10 protein-coding genes are annotated in these 18,606 nt (G+C 39.5%); 7 read left to right on the top strand and 3 right to left on the bottom strand.

The annotated features are described in order from the left end of the window. Positions 1-25: 25 nt before the first annotated feature. Positions 26-742 carry an abortive infection system antitoxin AbiGi family protein gene (locus ACEN82_RS19685; RefSeq protein WP_413323109.1) on the bottom strand — a complete coding sequence of 239 codons (717 nt, stop codon included), beginning with the start codon at positions 740-742 and terminating at the stop codon, positions 26-28. A 33-nt stretch (positions 743-775) separates the two neighbouring features. Then, on the bottom strand, positions 776-2,635 hold the full coding sequence (locus tag ACEN82_RS19680; protein ID WP_413323110.1) for a DUF262 domain-containing protein: 1,860 nt from the start codon (positions 2,633-2,635) through the stop codon (positions 776-778). Between the two features lie 244 nt (positions 2,636-2,879). On the opposite strand from ACEN82_RS19680, the gene ACEN82_RS19675 reads away from it, so the two are divergent. Genes ACEN82_RS19675 through ACEN82_RS19660 form a run of 4 tightly spaced genes read left to right on the top strand, consistent with a single transcriptional unit; the run spans position 2,880 to position 9,879 of the window. Further along, the gene (locus ACEN82_RS19675) at positions 2,880-4,790 is read left to right on the top strand and encodes an N-6 DNA methylase (protein WP_413323111.1); all 1,911 of its coding nucleotides are present in this window, start codon (positions 2,880-2,882) and stop codon (positions 4,788-4,790) included. A gap of 2 nt (positions 4,791-4,792) precedes the next feature. Beyond that, positions 4,793-6,034: a restriction endonuclease subunit S gene (locus ACEN82_RS19670; RefSeq protein ID WP_432329360.1), complete on the top strand. Its 1,242-nt coding sequence runs from the start codon at positions 4,793-4,795 to the stop codon at positions 6,032-6,034. After that, positions 6,025-6,576, top strand: coding sequence for a uracil-DNA glycosylase family protein (locus tag ACEN82_RS19665; RefSeq protein WP_413322013.1), 552 nt, complete (start codon positions 6,025-6,027; stop codon positions 6,574-6,576). Before ACEN82_RS19670 ends, ACEN82_RS19665 begins: the two co-directional genes overlap by 10 nt. Positions 6,577-6,603: 27 nt before the next feature. Next, a complete protein-coding gene (locus ACEN82_RS19660) occupies positions 6,604-9,879 on the top strand; it encodes a type I restriction endonuclease subunit R (protein WP_413322014.1) in 3,276 nt (1,091 codons plus the stop codon). Positions 9,880-10,104: 225 nt separating this feature from the next. Here the strand turns inward: ACEN82_RS19660 and ACEN82_RS19655 are convergent, their stop codons facing one another. Beyond that, positions 10,105-11,346: a tyrosine-type recombinase/integrase gene (locus tag ACEN82_RS19655; RefSeq protein ID WP_413322015.1), complete on the bottom strand. Its 1,242-nt coding sequence runs from the start codon at positions 11,344-11,346 to the stop codon at positions 10,105-10,107. A 588-nt stretch (positions 11,347-11,934) separates the two neighbouring features. Between ACEN82_RS19655 and ACEN82_RS19650 the strand changes: the two genes are divergently transcribed. From ACEN82_RS19650 to ACEN82_RS19640, 3 genes are all read left to right on the top strand, one after another. Continuing rightward, positions 11,935-13,041 (top strand): acyltransferase family protein, encoded by a 1,107-nt coding sequence (locus ACEN82_RS19650; protein WP_413322016.1) that lies wholly within the window; start codon positions 11,935-11,937, stop codon positions 13,039-13,041. A 225-nt stretch (positions 13,042-13,266) separates the two neighbouring features. After that, positions 13,267-14,076: a 3-keto-disaccharide hydrolase gene (locus tag ACEN82_RS19645; RefSeq protein WP_413322017.1), complete on the top strand. Its 810-nt coding sequence runs from the start codon at positions 13,267-13,269 to the stop codon at positions 14,074-14,076. 342 nt (positions 14,077-14,418) lie between these two features. Beyond that, the gene (locus ACEN82_RS19640) at positions 14,419-18,567 is read left to right on the top strand and encodes a hybrid sensor histidine kinase/response regulator (RefSeq protein WP_413322018.1); all 4,149 of its coding nucleotides are present in this window, start codon (positions 14,419-14,421) and stop codon (positions 18,565-18,567) included. Positions 18,568-18,606: the final 39 nt, after the last annotated feature.

The following is an 18,606-nucleotide window of genomic DNA, read 5'->3' as shown; positions in this document are numbered from 1 at the left end:
TTTTTGAGAAACATCGTTATACTATCTAAAAATCTGACTTTATCTGCTTCGAGGTGATAATACGAGATGTCAATATTTTGACATCATTTTGGTTATCGGATAAGTAATTACTTTCAAAATATTCTATAATTTCTAAAATCTCATCATCGTCTTTTACTATTATGTAAGAAATGTCTTTAATTGAAAACTTTAGTCCTAAAAAAAGAAGTCGCTCATTAACTAATTGCTTATTATCCCTGTAGTAATGAGTATTATGAATAATCAATTCATTTTCTCGCAAATCTGTTCTTTTAGGGCAAAAGCGCCATTCTCTCTCATCATGAAATCTATATTTCTTTTGCGTAACATGATTTTCCCTTATTAATTGCCCCTCGTAGTTCTTTGTGTAACGTAAAAATTCCTGTACGACAGGATTATTGCTACCATCAAATTTGGCTTTTATCAATACGTCGTTTAAAATTGTTGAATGCTTTTCCAAATATAAAACAGGATTTAACCCCCTTCTTTTGGCCCAACGCTTATGCAAACCAATTCCATATCCACCATATTTATCTATATGACTTGTAACTTGGGATAAAGGTATATCGCAAAATGACACCATTGGAACAGCATATTGTATTACGCCACTTTTAGATTCAATTTTTTCGATGCAGTATTTAATCCGAAAACTCGAAGCCAATATGCTCTTAATAGATTCTATACTTCTTGTAAAATGGAATACCGAATTAGTACTTAATGGCATGTTAGAATATTTAAAAGGGATAATTTATCAGAATTATGATGGCCATATTTTTTTTGCCATTTCGTATAATAGAAAGTGTCTTTCTTCAATTTCTTCCTTCCCGAAGGTTTTATAAGCTTTAAAATTTAATCCCTCTTTTTCTATAAATCTTGAAAATGCCACCTTTTTATGATACATATCAGGTAGTAATGTTCGGGCGAAATATGTTCCAGTAACGTTATATGTTTTTAGCTTCTGTGAATACAACTCCATACCGGAGGATTGATTATCCCGCCCTTTAAGCAATAATAAACCACCTAATCGATTGCGTTGAAAATTGAAATCCTCTTCATCCTCAAAAATTTTTAAGTTCTTTTCGTTATTTGTAATTATATGCTCTATGTGGTATACATCGCCGCCTCTTGACTGTACAACAAGTTGATAATAATTTGCATACTCACTTAGATCAGAAGAGTCACTTATATAGTGATCTATACGAGCGAAAAAGTATCGTAAAAAGCTATTTCCCAAATTGTTATAGCCAACATTTTTAAAAAACTCATATTTAAATGCCTCATCAAGAGTGTCTCTGTCATACTTCTTTTTTAATATGCTTAACAACTGCTTGTTAAAAGCATCCTGGGCATCACCTATCTCAATATGCCTTACAATAGGTGTTAACGTCATCACATTCACGTTAAACTCATTAGACTTATAACTGCTTGTAAGATTTACTAGAGAAAATAAAGCATCAAAAAATTGCGGAATTTTTTTCATTTTTTCAATGCGATTCGGATCATTTAATTTTATAGACGATAGTGTCAATACAAATTGACCATCCATGTTATTTAATTGATTGAAATATATTGATTCAAAATCCTCTCGGTAATTGTTATAATAATCAAGCATTTCAACATATACATCGGTAAAATACGGCAATGTTTGTTCAACAAAAAATCTTGCATTTTGCTCGTTATCTTTCAATTCTATCCTGGCATTATACTCTTCTAAAAATATTGTTTTATGATAGCGATTCTTATCTAGCTTGGTATAGTGTTCGGCAGTGTCCGCGTATTTACTCCTAAAATAAAACCCGAAAAACTCATCAATCTCATTTTCGCCATAGGCTTGAATTTTTTCAATTTGAGCTTCCCATATATTTATATACTTTTCCCTATCTGCTATATCAATCTGGCTAAGAATTTTACCCTTTAATATTTCATAGGGTTTCAAAGGAATACCCCTGTCATTTATAACTTCAAATACCATAGCAACGTCCTTGTCCTTATCAATCTCTACCTCAATAAGGTAAATTCTATGTCGGAAATATGAAATAAAAGTCTGTAGCTTATGTGGAGTTGGTAATCTGGCATCTAGCTGTTCAAGTATAACTGCATAGTTTTTATGAATATTTCGTTCTGAAACATTTTCTGGAGAATGCTTAAAATCAACACTATTAAAGAGTACATCATTTAGCGCATTATGGCGGTCCTTAAAGCCCATCCAAAATGTTTTTCCAAACTCCGTGTTGCCTACAATAGAGTTCTTTAGGGCATCCACCAGATGATCTGCCAAGTCATGTTTTAAGCTCAGATGATAAAGGCCTATAGATATTAGTGTTAAAGTGGTGAGGCGTTGTTGGCCATCAACTATGTATTTTTTACCTTTAATTAAGTTGGTCATGAAGGTATTTAAATAATACCATTCTAGTTTATCCGTACTTTCTTGATTAATTTCCTGAGATGGATTATACTTTTCAAGATCAAACCGGTAAAAAATATCCTTTAATAAGGATGAAACTGGTTTATATTCTAAATCATCGTTCCATTTATATTCTCGTTGATAAAAATCAACATCATATTGGATGTTATTAAATATCTGACTGATTTTTCTGTCATAAGGTTTTAGTCCCATTGTTAAATTGAATGATTGTAAATTAAATCGGTTGTTTGCTTAACTCGTAATACATTCAATAAAAATCAGCGATAAAATTCCAATCGAAATATTCCTTGATTGAATTTTGGGGGTGATTAGATTGTACATTCGAGTGATAAGGTTTATAAATGTACAATATCTAATATTTAATTCAATATTTTTCATTGCATTCCGCCCTTCTAAACAAGTAATCTTTTTGTTTAACTTGGTATCCTAAATATTTATGACAGCAGAGCAACTTAAACAACTGGAAGACAGCCTTTGGCAAGCAGCCGATAAACTACGTGTAGACAGCGGATTGAAGGCAAGTGAGTACGCTACACCCATTTTGGGTTTAATTTTTCTTCGCTTTGCCTCAATTAAATACAATAAGGTAAAACCTGCTATTGAGCAGGAATTGCTAGCGCAGCAAAATAGTCGGAGACAGAGAGAAAAGCCGGAGATAGCTATTGAGAAGTGTGGCTTTTATTTACCACCCGAGGCCGAGTATGATTACTTACTTAACCTGCCGGAGAAAGAAGATATAGCCAAAGCCATTAAAACGGCAATGGAGAAAATTGAGCTTTACAAGCCTGAACTAAAGGATAGCTTACCTAAAGACGAATACTTTAAGCTGGTTAACGACAAGGATAAAACCCTACCTAAAACGCTTTTGAAGTATTTTAAGGATATACCAGAAGATGCTACTGGCGATGTATTCGGTAAGGTGTACGAGTATTTCTTGGCTGAATTTGCATTAGCTGAAGGGCAAGGTGGCGGCGAATTCTTTACACCTGTCAGTGTAGTAAAGCTGATGGTGGAGATCATAGAACCTTACCGTGGACGGATACTCGACCCTGCCTGTGGTAGTGGCGGTATGTTTGTGCAAAGCTCCTACTTTGTTGACCGTCGGCGTGAAGAGTTGCATGATACCGATAGTAAAGATCTGGTAGTTTATGGTGTTGAGCGCACGCCGGAAACGGTAAAGCTTGCCCGGATGAACCTTGCGGTAAACGGTTTACGTGGAGTAATAAGCCCTGCTAATAGTTATTATGACGACCCACATGATAGTTTTGAGAACTTTGATTTTGTGATGGCCAATCCGCCTTTCAACGTGAATGATGTAAATCTGAACCGGGTAAAAGATCAGCGGCGTTTTAACACCTATGGCATACCTCAAAACAAAACTAAAAGCAGCAGTAAGCAAAAAGAAAAAGAAGTAGATACAGTACCCAACGCAAATTACTTATGGATTAGCTTATTTGCATCTTCATTAAAATCACAGGGAAGAGCTGCGTTGGTTATGGCCAATAGTGCCAGCGACGCGCGTAATAGTGAGGCTGACATACGGCGAAATTTGATAGAAGACGGCGTGATTGACTGTATGCTAACGCTGCCTAAAAATATGTTTTACACCGTTACCTTGCCGGCAACGCTTTGGTTTTTCGACAAGTCTAAGCAAGGTGCTGAAGCAAAAGTGTTGTTTATTGACGCCCGAAACATATTCAGGCAGGTTACCAGGGCATTGCGGGAATTTACTGAAGAGCAAGTACAAAACATCGCTACAATTGTAAGGCTTCACCGAGGTGAAACGGAGCGATTAACGGAACTGCTGGCCAAATACCAAAAGCAGGTAGAAGATTTCGGTGCACAAGCGGATGACTTAGCACCATTAGTAGCAGATGCTGTAGAGGTATACGAGGAAGCTAAACAAGTGTGGAATGACCTACAGGAACAGATATCGGCAGGTGTAGGTGATGCTAAACGGTTAAAAGCGGATTTAGGTAAAGCAGGCACTATACTCACTAAAGCGCAACGGGAAAAAGAAGAAAAAGAAAAGGCCTATAAAGAATTGACAGACAAAGCCGGGTATTATCAAAGCCATATCATCTGGTTAAATGAACGTTTTCCAAACGGTGTGTATGAAGATGTAATTGGTCTCTGTAAATCTGCTAGCTTGGAAGAAATTGCAGAGCAGGATTACAGTTTAAACCCAGGGCGTTACGTTGGGGTGGTAATTGAGGAGGACGGACTGACCGAAGAAGAATTTATGGCTGAAATTAAAAAAAGACATAAGACATTGGAAGCTTTGAATCACCAGGCTAAAGATTTAGAAAGTTTGATTGATATTAACATTCTATCGTTATTTATTTAGGTATGCAGTCACAAGAAAAGCTCGGTAACAAATGCTTAGTCGGTGATGGTGCACATATTAGCATTAAAAGAGTCACTGAAGGTATTCCATACTTGTCCTCAAAAAATTTCAAGCAAGAAGGAATAGATTTAACGTCGGTAAATTATATATCAGAATTTGACTATCAGAAGTACTTTAAGGCATCTTCGAAAGCATTGACTAAACCAATGCCAGGAGATTTAATATTAAGTATTATAGGTTCAATTGGCGCTCCTTACTTAGTTACTGAAAATGACAAATTCGGAATTTCAAGTAGCGTAGCTATTATAAGACCTGACGAAGAAGTTGATTCACATTTTTTATACTATTATCTGAAAACTGATGCAGTACAAAATTATGTGGACGCAATAAAAGGAGGCTCTGCACAAGGTTTTTTAAGTTTAGAAATGATTCGGTCAATTCCGCTCAATTATCCAGATAAAACAGCACAGGAAAGTATAGCATCTATTTTACGTTTTTATGATAACTTAATCGAAGTCAACAACCAACGCATACAATCCCTTGAAAAAACAGCACGGGAACTTTACAAAGAATGGTTTGTGAGAATGCGATTTCCTGGTTATAAATCAACAAAGTTCGAGAAAGGTATACCTGATGGCTGGGAGATAAAAAAGGTTTCTCAAGCTTTTGACGTTGTCGGTGGAGGCACTCCTTCAACGGATAAAGAAGAGTATTGGAACGGAACTGTCAACTGGTTTACCCCAACAGATATTACCAGTTCTAACGGCATTTTTTTAGAAAGATCTAAAAGCACTATTTCAGAAAAGGGATTGAAAGGAAGTTCAGCAAAGCTGTTTCCCCCATACTCTATAATGATGACGAGCAGGGCAACAATAGGTGCTGTTGGGATTAACTCGTCTGCGGGATGTACAAATCAAGGTTTTATTACCTGTTTACCCAATGATAGGATACCTTATACTTTTTTATACCACTGGATTGTTTCAAATAAAGAGACGTTTGAATTACTTGCCAGTGGGTCAACTTTTCTCGAAATTACTAAGGGGACATTTAAAAAAATAAATATTCTATTGCCTAAAAAAGATATCCTTAATCGATTTCACATTATTGTAAACCCAATATTCAAACAGATTGAAAACCTACTGCAAAAAAACACTCAACTCAACGAGATTCGTGACCGGTTATTGCCTCGTCTAATTAGCGGCAAATTAAAACTTAAAATAGCCGAGGAGGTACAATGCCTATAATATTACATAAGTTTAGAGATCATCAGGCCAGCCCGAGAACCGAAATCTTGATGTTAGGTACCTTTAACCCAGATATCGCTGCCGGTCCAGATTTCTTTTATGGCCGTCAGCGCAATTTCTTATGGCGCTTATTGCCTATGTGCTGGAATTTGCCATCACTTAAGGATGAACCGTTGTTAAGCAAAAAGCAGTTCATGGAAACTTATAAAATAGACTTTGCAGACATTGTTCATAGCCTTGACATTCCCGAAGGCATGCAAGGTAACGTGGATGATGATTTTATTGATGGTCGTGTAAGCGAGTGGAAAGATATCATTCGGCTGATAAACGGTCTGCCCAACTTAAAGGCTATTTATTTTACCCGAAAAACCTTTAATGGCATACCTAATATGCGGGCGCAAATTACTTTGATTGCCAACTATTGCCGTGAAAGAAGCATCAGATTTTGTAAACTGGAAACCCCTGCTCGTTTTTTCAGCGAAGCGAAACAACAGCAGTGGATCGACACAATCGTTGCGCAAACTACTTGTTTACGGCCTTAATTACTGAACAATAAGCAACCTCAATCAATGGCAAAAACTTACATCACTAATTTTATTTCTGAAGATCAAATAGAAAAGGCCATTATTGATGTGTTCGTTAATCAGCTTGGGTACAGGCATCTAAACTGCTTCATTGAAGATATAACGGGTCGTTCAATGGAAACAGAAGTTGTTATTGAATCAATCCTAAAGCAACAGCTCATAAAATGTAATTCTGATGCACCTGCGCACGCCATTGATTTTGCCGTTGAACAATTAACCAAAACACGGGCTGACCTCAGTCCTTTCCAAGCGAATCAGGAACTTTACTACCTGATGCGCGATGGCATTCGGCTGAACGTTAAAAATGATCAGGGCCGTGAAGAACCTATTACCATTAAAGTTATCGACTTGGTTGATGAAACGCAAAATGATTATCTGATCGTTTCGCAGCTTTGGCTACAGGGGCAATATATACGACGACGCCCTGATCTAATACTTTTTGTGAACGGCCTTCCACTTATATTTATTGAGTTAAAAAACAGCATAGTGGCCGTACGCAACGCCTATGAAGATAATTTAACTAATTACCGCAAGGATATTCCACTAATGTTTAATTATAACGCGCTTTGCATTTTAAGCAACGGACTGGAAACCAAAGTCGGTAGTGCTACATCTGGCTACGGCCATTTCTTTAACTGGCTACGGGTTAATGACGAAAAGGACACCCCAGACAAAGAAAGAATTGAACGTTACGGCGTCAGCCTGGATTATGCTGTATTGGGCTTATGCCACAAAAAGCGTCTGCTGGACTACTTTGAAAACTTTTTGATTTACTATAAAGACAGCTATAAAATTGCCGCTAAAAACCACCAGTTTTTAGGCGTAAACAATGCCACTAATAATTTTGCTACCCGTTTGCAACATGATCAGAATAATACTGATGTAGAAAATAAGGGCAAGCTGGGTGTTTTCTGGCACACCCAGGGCAGCGGCAAAAGTTTCAGTATGATATTCTTTACCCGCAAAGTCTTCAGAAAGTTTACAGGCAATTACACATTTCTGATAGTAACGGACCGTGACGATCTGGACGGTCAGATATACAAGAACTTTTTAGACGCTGGAGCAATAAAGAAAACGGATAAATGTCGTCCTAAAAATAGTGAAGAATTAAGGGAATTATTGCAAACCAACCGCCGTTATATATTCACGCTCATTCAAAAATTTAGGTATGCTAAGGGGAAGGTTTATCCCATTTTAAGCACTCGTAATGATATTATAGTTATCGTAGACGAAGCACATCGCACCCAGTATAAAGATCTGGCCGAAAATATGCGTACCGGCTTACCTAACGCTCAATATATGGCGTTTACAGGTACGCCTTTATTAGGTAGTAAAACGCTTACTAACAATTGGTTCGGAGACACCGTTTCTGAGTACAACTTTAAACAAAGCGTAGACGATGGATCAACTGTTCCATTATTTTACCACAAACGTGTGCCCGAAGTACTACTACAAAACGACGACTTAGATCAGGATTTGGCAGACATTGTGAGCGAGGAAAATTTAACTGATGCCGAACAACTGCGACTTGAACAAGAGTTTGGACAAGAATTGTCCATATTAAAGAGTGATGACAGGCTAGAAACAATAGCTAAAGATATCGTATATCACTTTCCACGTCGAGGCTATCTTGGTAAAGGTATGGTGATTACACTCGATAAGTTTACCGCGGTGAAGATGTATGACAAAGTAAAACGGTTATGGGAAGAAGAAAAGCGCTCGCTGCTTACACAGATCAACTCCTCCGCCACTGATCAAAATGAGAAAGCAGCGCTAAGGCGAATTCTCGATTGGATGCGCAAAACAGATATGGCCGTTATTGTGAGCGAGGAAGCGGGCGAAGAAGAGAAGTTTGAGAGAAACGGCTTAGACATTACAGCACATCGTAAGCGCATGAACGCGGTTGATGACAATGGTTTTGATTTGGAATGGAATTTCAAACAACCTGAAAGCTCACTGCAACTTGTGTTTGTATGTAGTATGTGGCTTACCGGTTTTGACGCGCCAACTGTTTCTACCTTGTACATTGATAAGCCTATGAAGGATCATGCCTTGATGCAAACAATTGCCAGGGCTAACCGCGTTACAGACTATTTAATAAACGACAAGCCTAAAAAGAACGGACTAATCGTTGATTACTATAATGTATTTAAAAATCTTAGAAAAGCATTTGCTTCTTATGGAGGCGGCTTTAATGACGACAAACCTGAAGAGGATGCCCCGGTGCAAGAAAAAGATCAATTGTACGTATTACTACAGGATGCCATTGATCAGTGTACCCAGTTTTGTTTAAGCATTGGAGTCGATTTAAAAGATATAGTAGACTCTAATCAAGTGTTTGGTCAGTTAGCTAAGTTTGATGAGTATGCAGATATTATTGTAGCTAATGATGATCGTAAAAAGCAATTTGTCGTCTACAATAATACCATTGAGGCATTGTATGATGCTTGTCGTCCAGAGATATTAGGCAAAAGAAAGGACTTCCCATTAGTTGCTGTCGTAACCTATTTACGTCTTGTAGTAGATGGAAAAGTCGAACGTGGTAATTTAGATAATGCAAAAAGAAGGATTGGACAATTACTTGATGAGAGCATTGTTGCTAATGAAGAATTCAAAAATATTAAAAATGCGGTAGCTGAGCCTGAATCTACCTACGGAATCAAAGCTTGGAAACAGATTGACTTAAGTAAATTAGATATAAATAAACTTAAAGAACAGTTTAAAGATGCTGTCTATAAGCACATCGAGATTGCCGACCTCCGTGACTTTATTTCGAAAAAGCTAGAAATGATGATGTCGATGAACATTACCCGAATAGGCTTTGCCCAAAAACTCCAACAAATTATTGACCGGTATAATTCAGGAGGCGCCTTAACGGAAGACTACTTTAATGATTTGATGGACTTTGTTGAGCAGCTTAAAGCTGAAGAGTTAAGGGCAACTAAAGAAGGCTTATCAGAAAGTGAGCTTGAAATTTTTGATCTCTTGAAAAAGGAAAACTTGACTAAGGATGAAGAGCAGAAGGTGAAACTTGCCGCCAAGCACCTTCTAACCAGGCTATATGACGAGAAGCCAACAGTACTCTTACAGGATTGGCACAAGGATTATCAAACACAGCTACAAGTAAAGTCTGTGATTCAAGATATACTGGATAAAAACCTGCCCGATAGCTACGATAAAATGGTTTACGATCTTAAGTGCAAAAATGTATTTAATCATTTGTTTGTGCAGGCAGCAAATGGTGGCAGGGCTGTTGCATAGCAAATTCCATATTCACCACATCCGCGAATATAGCCCACCGCCGGGATGAAAAGTAAAGGCCATGGAAGCGGGCCAATGTGTTTTTCTTTTCAGCGGTGGCCCGGCCTTGACTATTTACCCGGCTCGCGCTGTTGGTTGTTTAAGCGTTAAATATAGCATGGTGGGTTCATTCCCCGACTAAGGGACTTATGCGGATGAAAAATAAAAACCGCACTGCGCGGGGGGCTATCTAAAATCCATCAGCTTATCAGCGATTTCCTGCTTTACATTATCCTCAAAACCAGCCCAGTAGTTTTGCGTGGTATTCAAGCTGCGATGGCCTAAACTTTCCTGTATCAACTCCATTTTAGCACCATTACGAATAGCAGCCGTTGTAAAAGAATGCCGTGCGTAATAGGTAGATATATCGGCATCCAATTCCAAGTCCTTCGCCAGTTTTTGAATATGCTGGTTGACAAACCGAATAAAGTTTTGGTTTACCCTTAACTTCTCCGCCTCATCCATTTTTTTAGTTAAAATTGGAAATACATAATTGTCGGGTAAAAAAGGACGGGTACCGTAGCGTTCTATTACTTCTTTAATCGTTTCTGTTAAAGGAATAATAATGGGCTTCGGCTTGTCTTTTGTGGTATGAAGCGTTTTGTGTCGCAAAAAGGAAATAGACTTTTTGTTAATGTTTTTATACCTCAATTCTGCAATATCCCGGAAATTCATGCCATTACATTGATAGCTGAAGAACCAAAAGTCCCTTGCTTTTTCTTTCGGGCTGCCTGGCTCAACTGGAGCAGTATATAATTTTTTTAATTCCTCTTTACTTAATGCCTTCTTTATGTTTTGGCCTGTAGGGATCTTGTATTTTTTGAAAGGATAAAGTTCAGCCGCTATGTTGCCTTCTTCCATAGCTTTATTGAAGATAGCTCGTAATGGCCGTAAGTATATACCTACAGTAGTTTTGGATTTGTCGGCGGCTACCATCCAGTTCTCATACCTGTTCAAAAAATCAACTGTAACCCGGGAAAATGAAAGGGTAGAGGCTGGCCTATTATCCTTACCCGCAAACTCCAATAGAGACTTTAGGCTTAATCGGTAATTCGAGGCCGTACCTGCACGGCCATTTCTCATCAGTTCATCTATATAGTCCTGATAGTAGGCGCACACGTCTGTAGTGGCGGCTTGAGAGCGAAACATTTCCCGTTCAAATTTATCAAGGATAAACAAGCCATCCATTTTAGTAATAATTCTATTCGCCTTTGCTTCTATGGCATCTAAAGTTATTTTAATCTCCTGAAATGCTTTCTTAGGTTTTTCGGTTAGATAGGATTGTTGGAACTGTTGAGCCGTCAGGTGTATGTCGGTATGGTAGTGCCTAATATCGGTACGGGAGATATATAACCTGATTTTTACCGGTGCTTTTTTCCCGGTTTCAACCTTCCGTTCATCTAAACATAAGTTAACTTTTACTGCCATTTCTATCAAAGTTAGGTAAAATGCCCTTTTTCTCACACACTTTTTTTGAAACATGCGAATTTAGCGAAATTTCCCATAAAATGGCGTTTTTTTTCTCACACATTTCTCACACAAATGAGCAAAAAACGGCAAAAAACAGCAAAATAGCGCAAAATGGTTTTTTTGTAAATAATTGATATATAGTTTTTTAAATATAAAACAAAGCATCGAAAAGCACCTCCCATAGACTGTTAATCAGAGGGTCGCTGGTTCGAGCCCAGCCTCAGGAGCAAAAGCCTCACATGTCTGTGAGGCTTTTTTTATATCTGATATTCTGCAGATCACTTTGCAGGCGATGATCCACAAAACATGCGAAAATGAGACGATATGCGTCTATTTTGACACGATATGAAGATATCCCGGCATCACTTTCACTTATTTTTACGATCTGAATAAGACTTCAATTATATACTGTTCATGAACCAATCTAACCGACTTAAGTCATTGGTCACACCGGCCTGTACATGCACAGGAAAAAAAATACCCGCTGAACATCGGCAACGCCTGCTTTAGCATGCGGCCAGATATCTACCAATTCTAATCTTATACATGGACAATAATAAACTGATCACCAAACCGCATTACCCGATACTGGATGGCTTACGCGGTGTTGCAGCCATTATCGTAGTTACCTTTCACCTAACCGAACCATTGGGGAGCGGTCATCTGGATATCATAGTTAACCACGGGTACCTGGCTGTCGATTTCTTTTTCCTGCTATCAGGTTTTGTTATCGGCTATGCTTATGACGACCGCTGGCATAAAATGACAATCGGCAGTTTTTTTAAACGCCGTATCGAGCGACTTCAGCCTATGGTAATTCTCGGGATGACATTGGGTGCCATAGGTTTTTATTTTACAGATTCTACGCTGTGGCCGCTCATTCATACTGTACCAATTTGGAAGATGCTGCTGGTAATGCTGATCGGTTATACCATCCTGCCGGTACCGCTGTCTATGGATATTCGCGGCTGGCAGGAAATGCATCCTCTTAACAGCGTAGGATGGTCATTGTTCTTTGAATACATCGCCAACATTCTTTATGCGGTTTGGATAAGGAAATTTTCAAAAACTACATTGTCGGTTTTAGTATGCGTTGCAGCTGTAGCACTTGCGCACCTGGCTATCACCAATGGAGATGTCAGTGGCGGCTGGACATTTAACGTGGAACAGGTGCGCGTTGGCATTACCCGCACCATATATCCATTCTTTGCCGGCCTGTTGCTTTCGCGTGTTGCGAAACCCGCCCGCATCAGGCACGCATTTTTATGCTGCAGTGTTTTAATAGCAATAATATTGTATATGCCGCGCATCGGCGGTGCTGCCCATCTTTGGATGAACGGGATCTACGAGTCCGTTTGCATTATTATCATTTTTCCGCTTATCGTTTATCTTGGCGCCGGCGGTAAGGTCCATACCCAAACGGAGAGCAGGGTATGCAGGTTTCTCGGCGATATATCCTATCCTCTTTACCTGGTGCATTATCCGTTGGTTTATTTTTACGTGGCATGGATCAGCAATCATAAAGGCGTAACCATAGTACAGGCCTGGCCTTATGCCTTAGTTATTTTGATTGGTGCAATTTTCCTGGCGTATATTACTTTGAAATGGTATGATGAGCCGGTTCGTAGCTGGCTGCGAAAAAAACTTGGTTAAAAAGAGATCTTGAACAAAAGCGACCTCAGCGTACCTTGACAGGCAAAGCATTAAAGCATTAAAACATGGCCTGAATTTCTTAAATTCGTAGCACAGGAGATAAAACTTCCTGTAAGGCGGGATCAGCAAATTAATATTGAGCGAACTTTCGAAATGCGAGTTAGCAAAGTGTTAGTGAACAAAAGCATTCAATTTATCTATAAAAAGCATAATACCTTACCACCTATGAAAATAACACGCATTTTTATGTTTTCCTGCCTCCTCATATTGGGCTGCGCCGGGCCGAAAAAGCTGGCTGACGCCGGCAATGCCGACAAGGGCTGGACGAAGCTGTTTAACGGGACCGACATTAACGATTGGTTTGTAAAGATCAATCACCACCTGGTTGGCGAAAATTATGGCAATACCTTTCGGGTAGAAGACGGCATGATCAGAGTTAGCTATGATCAGTACGGCGATTTCAACGATCAGTTTGGTCATTTGTATTACAAAACGCCGTTCTCTTACTATCACCTGCGGTTTGAATACCGCTTTGTTGGTAAACAGCAAAAAGGCGCGCCAGACTACACGCTCCTTAACAGCGGCGTCATGTTTCATTCACAGGATCCCCGAACTATGCTAAAGGACCAGGATTGGCCGATATCGATAGAAATGCAGTTATTAGGCGGCCTGGGCGACGGGAAACCAAGGCCAACAGGGAATATGTGCTCACCCGGCACTGATGTTGTTTATAAAGGAAAGGTTTCGCCCGATCATTGTATCAACTCTACTTCAAAAACCTATGACGGTGACCAGTGGGTAAAAGGCGAACTGATTGTTCAGGGCAACAAATTAATTACCCATATTATCAACGGCGATACCGTACTGCAATATTCAAGGCCTACCATTGGCGGCGGCGTGGCACATGGCTACGATCCGAAGTATAAGCAGGATGGCAAATTACTAAGCAGCGGCTTTATCGCTTTACAAAGTGAAGGACAGCCGGTTGATTTCAGGAATATAGAGATTAAACAGCTGCCTGATTCTGACCGGTAGGTTGTAAACGAAAGCCAGGCTCGTTAATATTTCTTCTGAGTTAACAACAGCCGTTAATTGGGCGAAAATAACACGTTATACGAAACTATTTCCCGTAAATACCGTATCACTGGCAAGCAGGACTAACTTAAAACAAGCTCCTGGTAACCCGGAATTATCATGAACGTTAAAGGCGGTTTGGTCAAATAAATTCTTACCCAATAGAACTTATTAAGACTGAATTTCTGAAACCAAATTAATAAGTTCCGCAAGATAAGAGCATTTATTTAGCCGCTTCAATGCTTGTTTTGGCTTATAACATCAACCGATTAGAAATACGATAAAACTACCAGCAAAATAATAATGAGGCCAATATTGCTTTTTATCTGGTGTTTATACCTGCTTTTTCCCGGATTATCCTATTCGCAAACACCCGCCCTTAAATTTAAACAGCTTAGTACAAATGAAGGCCTGTCACAGAGCCATGTAATAACCATTATTAAAGATAGCCGTGGTTTTATGTGGTTTGGCACCGAAGATGGCCTTAATAAGTACGACGGTTATAAGTTTACGCATTATAAGCACGACCAGAATAATAAAACAACCATCATCGATAACTATGTATTAGCTATAACGGAAGACAGTTATCATAATTTATGGATTGGAACCGAAAGCGGGCTTGACAGATTTGACCGGGCCTCAAATACATTTATCCACTATCCCAATCATTTAACTTTTGCTGTACAGTCTGTTTTTTTGGATAGTAAAAAAAGGATGTGGTTGGGCACCAGCAAGGGTTTATATCTGTTTAATGCTGCAAATGGTTCATTTAAAAGATTCACACATGCCGCAAATGGCACAAACAGTATAGCTAACGATTTCATTTACCAGGTTACTGAGGATAATAATGGCTGGTTATGGGTAGGTACCGACGATGGGCTTTACCACTTTAATCCGCAAAACGGTAAGTTTATTGGTTATGTTCATGATCCTGCAAACCAAAACAGCATCGGCGCCAGCTGGGTAAAGGCGGTATACAAAGATAGCAAAGGCAATATTTGGGCAGGTACACATGGAGGAGGCCTGGCATTATATAACAATAAAAATAATTCGTTTATAAATTTCAAACACGATCCTAATAACAGCAACAGTATTTGCCATAACGATATTCTTTCGATACTCGAAAACGGCGACGGGAAGCTCTGGATAGGGACCGAAAATGGCGGCATAAGTGTGCTCGATTATCCGGCCAATAAATTTACTTGCTACAAATTTGATGCAAACGACCATCACAGCCTGAGCAGTAACTCGGTTTATTGTTTATATAAAGATGATACGGGGAATACCTGGATAGGCACTTATTCGGGCGGTGTTGATTTTTTGCCTGGCTTTGGCGATAAATTCAGTTCCTACAGTCAAAACCCCAACAACCCGAATAGTTTGAGCAACAACAACGTGCTGGCCATCTCCGGTGATGATAGTGACGAAAATATTTGGATAGGCACCGATGGGGGCGGCCTTAATTTATTTAATCGCAAGAAAAAGACCTTCGTTCATTACCTGCATAGTGATAATAACAGCAACACCATAAGTAATAATTATGTAATGGCTATAGTACCAATAAATAAAGATGTTATTGGTATTGGTTATCACATTGGCGGGTTTGACTTGTTTGATAAAAAAAAGGGAGCCTTTACACATCACATGCCCCAGGCAAATAATCCGCATAGCCTCTCTCTTTCAGATATCAACAATATGTATAAAGACCGTGACGGCAATATATGGTTAGGGACCTGGAAAGGGGGCCTTAACCACTATAACGTAAAAACCGGTCTCTTTACACGGTACAGGAACAACCCGGAAGATAACAACAGCATAAGCAGTGATATTGTTACATCGGTGTTTCAGGATAAACAGGGCAATATGTGGATAGGCACTGATGATAACGGGTTGAATGTATTTAACCCTAAAACAGGCCGCTTTACGCACTACGGGCACGATGAGAGGGATAAACACAGCTTATCAAACAACACTGTCGAGTCGATTATCGAAACCGATAAAGGTGATATATGGATAGGCACCAACGGCGGCGGCCTTAACCTGTTTAACAAGCATAACCAAACATTTACTATATACACCGAAAGAGAGGGTTTGCCTAATAACGTGATCTATGCGATTTTGAAAGACCGCAAAGGTAACCTCTGGTTAAGCACCAACAAGGGGATCTCGCGGTTTAATCCCAAAACAAAAGCCATCAGAAACTATGACATTTCTGACGGGTTGCAGGGAGATGAATTTAAAGGCCATTCGTGTTTTCAAACTGCCGACGGGGAAATGTTTTTTGGCGGCGTAAACGGCTTCAGTACTTTTTATCCCGATAGTTTAAAAGATAATGACTTTGTCCCTCCTGTTTATATTACCGGGCTGCAGATTTTCAATAAGGAGGTAAACGCCGGGGCTAAAAACTCCCCGCTTCAAAAAGATATCAGCGTAACGGACTCCATAAACCTATCGTACAAACAATCGGTACTTACATTTGAGTTTGCGGCCCTGAATTATACCATTCCCGAAAAAAACCAATATGCCTACAAGCTGGAAGGGTTTGATAAAGATTGGAATTATGTTGGCAATAAAAGAACGGCCACTTATACCAACCTTGATCCGGGTAGTTATACATTCAGGGTTAAGGCATCAAATAATGATTGCAAATGGAATAACAAAGGCACATTTATCATCATCAACATTCAGCCTCCTTTTTGGCTTACCTGGTGGTTTAAATTAGTTGTAGCATTAATTTTTATAATCAGCGGCCCGGCATTTTATCTTATCCGCACACGTACTATATTAAAGCAAAAGGCCGAGCTTGAGCGCCAGGTAAAAGAACGTACCGGGCAGCTGGCCCGTGCCATAGAAGTTGAAAAAAAATTAGCCCTCGAGGCCGAGGAGGCTAACAAGGCTAAAAGCATATTTTTGGCTACGATGAGCCATGAGATCCGCACACCTATGAATGGGGTAATCGGAATGGCTTCATTACTGGCCGAAACTCTTTTGGATGAGGAACAGCGCACCTTTGCCGAGTCTATACAAACCTGCGGCGAAGACCTGCTGGCGGTGATTAACGATATTTTAGATTTTTCGAAAATAGAATCGGGCAATATGGAGCTGGAGGAAAAGGATTTTAGCCTGCGCACCTGTATTGAAGAGGTTTTTGATGTTTTTGCCCTAAAAGCCGCCCACCTGAAGCTGGACCTGGTTTACCAGATTGACTATGATGTACCGGCGCAAATTATTGGCGATAGTTTAAGGCTTCGCCAGATCCTGATCAATTTAATCAGTAACGCTATTAAGTTTACCAAAAAGGGTGAAATTTATGTAGCCGTGCATTTGCTCAGCATATCGGATGATAACCACATCGAATTAGGCTTTGAGATAAAAGATACCGGCATTGGTATTTCTGCCGATAAGCTGCACCGGCTATTTAAAGCATTTTCGCAGGTTGACTCATCAACCACCCGGCAATACGGAGGTACAGGTCTTGGCCTGGTTATCAGTGAACAACTTGTAAAATTAATGGGCGGCAAAATCAGTGTAGAAAGTGAAGTTGACAAAGGAAGTACGTTCAGGTTTTCTATTCACTCGCAAAAAAGTTTACTACAGGACCCTGTACAAATAAACCATACCATGCAGGGTTTTGAAAAGAGCGAAATTTTGGTTGTTGATGATAATGATACCAATTGCAGAATTTTAAAGGCTCAACTGGAGCAGTGGCAACTAAGCCCGGTAGTAGCCAAATCAGGCGAACAGGCTCTTGAGATCCTGGCGCAGCAGCAGCATGATTTTAAGCTTGTTATTACCGATATGCAAATGCCCTTTATGGATGGGATTGAACTGGCAACCTTAATACGGGCCAAATACCCCGAATTACCTATAATGCTGTTGAGCTCCATCAGCTATGTTTTCCATAAAGATAACCCCGGTTTGTTTTGTTCTATACTAACCAAACCTGCAAAACAGCATAACTTATACAAGCACATTATAAAGGAACTTGGCAAGCATGTAAATTCTGCCACTCATGAGCCGCTGCACAGCGATACTGCAAATCATAAACTGCCTGATAATTTTTCGGAAAGCTACCCATTGAGGATTTTGGTTGCCGAAGATAACCAGATGAACCAAAAGCTGATCATGAAGATATTGAGTAAGTTAGGATATGAAGCCGCTTTGGCAGCAGACGGCCTGGAGGTATTGGATTTGGTTAATAAAAAAACATTCGATGTTATTTTAATGGATGTACAAATGCCCAAAATGGATGGCCTGGAAGCCACGCGAATAATAAAGAAACGTTTTCCTGAACGGCCTTTTATTATAGCGATGACGGCCAATGCCCTCCAATCCGATCTGCAAATTTGTATAGATGCAGGTATGGACGATTATATAAGCAAACCATTTAAATTGGACGATCTGGTTAAAAAACTTATAAAATGGGCAGGGAAGAATACAAGTACCACGTAACCCTGAAACAGCAGAATATAACAAGTTGAATAAAATTGC

The organism is Mucilaginibacter sp. Mucisp73 (assembly GCF_059491465.1).
This window is presented reverse-complemented; position numbering and strand designations above follow the sequence as displayed.

Bases quoted from the DNA above. Each gene is read 5' to 3' on its own strand.
- ACEN82_RS19660 (WP_413322014.1), top strand. From the start codon at position 6,604: ATGGCAAAAACTTACATCACTAATTTTATTTCTGAAGATCAAATAGAA.
- ACEN82_RS19670 (WP_432329360.1), top strand. From the start codon at position 4,793: ATGCAGTCACAAGAAAAGCTCGGTAACAAATGCTTAGTCGGTGATGGT.
- ACEN82_RS19665 (WP_413322013.1), top strand. From the start codon at position 6,025: ATGCCTATAATATTACATAAGTTTAGAGATCATCAGGCCAGCCCGAGA.
- ACEN82_RS19650 (WP_413322016.1), top strand. From the start codon at position 11,935: ATGGACAATAATAAACTGATCACCAAACCGCATTACCCGATACTGGAT.
- ACEN82_RS19645 (WP_413322017.1), top strand. From the start codon at position 13,267: ATGAAAATAACACGCATTTTTATGTTTTCCTGCCTCCTCATATTGGGC.
- ACEN82_RS19655 (WP_413322015.1), bottom strand. From the start codon at position 11,346: ATGGCAGTAAAAGTTAACTTATGTTTAGATGAACGGAAGGTTGAAACC.
- ACEN82_RS19680 (WP_413323110.1), bottom strand. From the start codon at position 2,635: ATGGGACTAAAACCTTATGACAGAAAAATCAGTCAGATATTTAATAAC.
- ACEN82_RS19675 (WP_413323111.1), top strand. From the start codon at position 2,880: ATGACAGCAGAGCAACTTAAACAACTGGAAGACAGCCTTTGGCAAGCA.
- ACEN82_RS19685 (WP_413323109.1), bottom strand. From the start codon at position 742: ATGCCATTAAGTACTAATTCGGTATTCCATTTTACAAGAAGTATAGAA.
- ACEN82_RS19640 (WP_413322018.1), top strand. From the start codon at position 14,419: ATGAGGCCAATATTGCTTTTTATCTGGTGTTTATACCTGCTTTTTCCC.